We start from the raw sequence: 2,835 nt of genomic DNA, 5'->3' as shown, positions 1-2,835 counted from the left end.
GGCGCCGCCCGCCCCTGCGGAGCCGGTCACGCGTCGAGTGGTTCCGGCCCGCCGGGCAGCACCACCGTGAGCTGTACGCATCCGGTACTCCCAGCGGTGGCTGTGGGCGCGCCGGGCGGGGAGGCTCAGGCCACGGAGCGGCGGGTGGGGGCGCGCAGGTCGGTCTCGGCGTGCAGCCAGCGCTCATGGAGCGCCTCGGCTCCCCGGGCACGCTTCCAGGCGGCCTCATTGGGGGTCATCGGCAGCAGCGGCAGAAAACGCACCGGGTCCCGGGGCTCGGGGAGGGCGACGTCGGGGACGAGACCGCCCGGTTCGGCGACCAGCACGGAGGTGAACGGCGCGCCGGGCCACAGCGCTTCACCGAGGTCCAGCGAGGCGCCGGGCGCCACGACCAGTCCCTCCACCTGGGGGCTGGCGGCGAACACCGCGAGTGCGCGCAGCACCTGGTCCAGGGGGAGACCGGCCTTCGGCTGCACGCTCAGCAACAGTTCGGCGCGCGGGCCGAGTTCGGGGTCGGCGAGTACGGCGGCGGGGTCGGTCATCGGGGCGGCGGACATCCCGAGGGTCGCGTACCGGACCAGCGGGCGCGGTCCGGGGTCCGCGAAGCGCAGGACCTCGATCCGGTCGGTGCCGAGGAAGGTCACCGAGGCACGGGCGTCGGGTTCCCCGAAGGCGTCGGTCAGGGCGGTCTCCACCAGGCTGCGTGTCTCCACGCGACGACCCTACGGGCCGGGCGCCGTGGTCCGCCGGCAGGGAGGGGGTCGCCGTCGGAGCGGCGGCGGGGGATGAACCGAGGCGCGGTCCGACCCCGAACGCGCTGGGCGCGCGCCCGGCGCGTTCAGGGAGTGAATGAGCGTCGCGGGGCCGGTGGGACGGCTGTGACCTGCGGGGTCGGCCAGCGGTGACCCGAGCGGCCGGATCGGTGACGGACGAGAATCGGACAGCACTGGCCTGGTGCGTCTGCTTGACGGGGGCGCGCTCCCCGGGGACCGTTGTTCACCATGAGGGGCGAACCCAGTTGCCCGAAGTGCGGTGGCCGGGTGAGGGCGCCCGGTCTCTTCGCCGACACTTGGCAGTGTGCCGGGCACGGCGCTGTCCATCCACTGCAACCGGTACTCCCGCCCAGCATCGAGTCGCTGGCCGTGGTGCTCGACCGCACCCAGGTCCCGGTCTGGATGCCCTGGCCCCTGCCGGTCGGCTGGCTGTTCACCGGAGTGGCCTGCGCGGGCGACGACCGCAGCGGCGGCCGCGCCACCGCCGTCGCGTGCTCGGGCCCGGCACCGCTCGGCGGCACCGGTGAACTGATCCTGGTGGCCGAGGAACCGGGAGTCGGCCTCGGCGCCGGTTACGCCGGTCTGGAGGCCCCCGACCCGACGCCCGGGATGGACATCGAGAAGCCGCCGCACGCCAGGATCATGGCGGCCGGGCGCCCCACACCGCTCTGGAACGTGACGGGTGTCCCCTCCGACCGGGCGGTCTTCGCCGGGGAGGCACGCGGCCTGTGGCTGTGGGCGGTGAGCTGGCCGGCCGAGTCCGGGCTGCTGTTCTACGAGGAACTGGTCCTCACCGATCTGCGTGAGGCCGGGGCGGAGATAGATCTCATCCCCTGCGGGGCGCTGTCGCCCAGGCTCCTGGCCTGACCGGCCACCGCGCCGCGCGCCGCACCTCACCCCGGACGGCGGCCGGTGGACGGGCCGGTGGCGCGCGGAGCGCCCCGGCTATCCTGGTCGCCGGCCGGGCGGCCCGACCGCCGCCTCCGGCCCGAGGAACCCGCCGAACCCGCTGGTCCGCCCGACCCGCTGATCCGCCCGACCCGTGAGGGAGAGTGCCGACGTGCGCATCGATCTGCACACCCATTCCACGGCGTCGGACGGTACCGACTCCCCCGCCGAGCTGGTGCGTGCCGCCGCGGCGGCCGGTCTGGACGTGGTGGCGCTCACCGACCACGACACCGTGGCGGGCTACGCGGAGGCCCGCGCCGCGCTGCCGCCCGGGCTCACGCTGGTCACCGGCGCCGAGTTCTCCTGCCGCCTCGGCGAGGTGAGTCTGCACATGCTGGGCTACCTCTTCGACCCCGACGAGCCCGAACTGGCCCGTGAGCGGGAGCTGCTGAGGGACGACCGGGTACCGCGCGCCCGCCGGATGGTGGAACTGCTACGGGGGCTGGGCGTGGACGTGCAGTTCGACCGGGTGCGTGAGCTGGCGGGCCCCGACGGCACCATCGGCCGGCCACACATCGCCGCGGCGATGGTCGAGGCAGGAGTGGTGCGGACCGTCTCGGACGCCTTCACCCCGGAGTGGATCGGGGACGGCGGCCGGGCGCACTCCGGCAAGCACGAGCTGGACGCGGCCACCGCGATCGGACTGATCCACGCCGCCGGCGGGGTGGCGGTGTTCGCGCATCCGCTCGCCTCCTCCCGCGGCCCGGTGGTCCCGCCGGAAGCCATCGCCGAGCTCGCGGCGGCCGGTCTGGACGGCATCGAGGTCGACCACCTCGACCACGACGACGCCACCCGCGACCGGCTGCGCTCGCTCGCCAAGGAGCTGGAGCTGCTGCCGACCGGGTCCAGCGACTACCACGGCAGCCGCAAGGCGGCGCGGCTCGGCGCGTACACCACGGCGCCGGAGGTGTACGCCGAGATCGCCGCGCGTGGCTCGGGCGCCCGCCCGCTGACCGCCGACGGCTGAGGCCGAGGCCACCGTGGACGGCTGAGAGTCACCGGCGGGGACCGTCGCCCCGACGGCCCCCGACGTGACGCCCGCACGAACGCGACCGGCGGACCGGACGGCCCGGGCCGCCGGACCCGGTCAGCCTCACCCGGCCCCGCTCCCCTC

At 75.5% G+C, this 2,835-nt stretch carries 3 protein-coding genes; 2 read left to right on the top strand and 1 reads right to left on the bottom strand.

Going from position 1 to position 2,835, the window contains the following annotated elements; genetic code table 11:
• Positions 1–125: 125 nt before the first annotated feature.
• Positions 126–713: a suppressor of fused domain protein gene (locus E0D90_RS24825; RefSeq protein ID WP_130800172.1), complete on the bottom strand. Its 588-nt coding sequence runs from the start codon at positions 711–713 to the stop codon at positions 126–128.
• 288 nt (positions 714–1,001) lie between these two features.
• Here E0D90_RS24825 and E0D90_RS24820 point away from each other — a divergent pair, with 288 nt between their 5' ends.
• Entirely contained in the window at positions 1,002–1,640 is a 639-nt protein-coding gene (locus E0D90_RS24820) for a DUF6758 family protein (protein ID WP_130800171.1), read from the top strand.
• Between the two features lie 193 nt (positions 1,641–1,833).
• Positions 1,834–2,688, top strand: coding sequence for a PHP domain-containing protein (locus E0D90_RS24815; RefSeq protein ID WP_130800170.1), 855 nt, complete (start codon positions 1,834–1,836; stop codon positions 2,686–2,688).
• Positions 2,689–2,835 lie beyond the last annotated feature (147 nt).

It is taken from the genome of Streptomyces otsuchiensis (assembly GCF_004305975.1).
Lineage (GTDB): Bacteria > Actinomycetota > Actinomycetes > Streptomycetales > Streptomycetaceae > Streptomyces > Streptomyces otsuchiensis.
Note: the sequence above shows the minus strand (reverse complement) of the source record. Positions and strands in the feature narration are given on the sequence as shown.

Bases quoted from the DNA above. Each gene is read 5' to 3' on its own strand.
- E0D90_RS24820 (WP_130800171.1), top strand. From the start codon at position 1,002: ATGAGGGGCGAACCCAGTTGCCCGAAGTGCGGTGGCCGGGTGAGGGCG.